The following is a 635-nucleotide window of genomic DNA, read 5'->3' as shown; positions in this document are numbered from 1 at the left end:
AATAATATATCTTCTAATTCTACATTTTTTTGGGAAGTGATATTTCTTACAAGTTTATCTATTTCTTCGAAATTAAATTGATAGTCTATTTTATATTCTAATTTATATTTCTGATATAGAAAATCAGAAACATTTTTAATAATTTTATTTCTTAAATTGCCTAAATCATTTTCACTATATTTAAAAACTCATTTAACAACTAAACTTAAATCATAAAGAATCCTATTTCCGTTTTCATCATTAACAAATTCTGCTTGATTTGTAATATTTACAGTAGTAGTATTTCTAATTTTTTTATTAATACCTTCAATTATAAAATCAAATTTTGCAAATTTCCCTTTTGACAAATACCAAATACCTTCGTTGTAATTTATTATTCTTACGTCATAATTAAGGTTTAAACCATACTTATTTAATTCATCTGTGATATATTCTATTACCTTCGTTTTTAACCCAACAGTATTATTTTCGTTAATTATCAAGTCATCGATTTTAATGTTTTTAAGATCTATATCATTATCAATAATTTTATTCGTCGTATTAATTACACCCACATAAAAAACGCCATTTCTACCATTTAATGCCTCTAAAACCAATGATGACTTACGAGGTAAGTTTACATTCGAAACATTTAT

1 pseudogene is annotated in these 635 nt (G+C 22.8%); it reads right to left on the bottom strand.

The annotated features are described in order from the left end of the window. Positions 1 to 635 (bottom strand): annotated as a pseudogene (locus N1F73_RS03825) (conjugation protein); the annotation flags it as partial.

The organism is Mycoplasma sp. HS2188 (genome assembly GCF_025209835.1).
Taxonomy (GTDB): domain Bacteria; phylum Bacillota_I; class Bacilli_A; order Mycoplasmatales; family Metamycoplasmataceae; genus Mycoplasmopsis.
The sequence above is the reverse complement of the archived record's forward strand: the minus strand, read 5'-3'. Positions and strand labels throughout refer to the sequence as shown.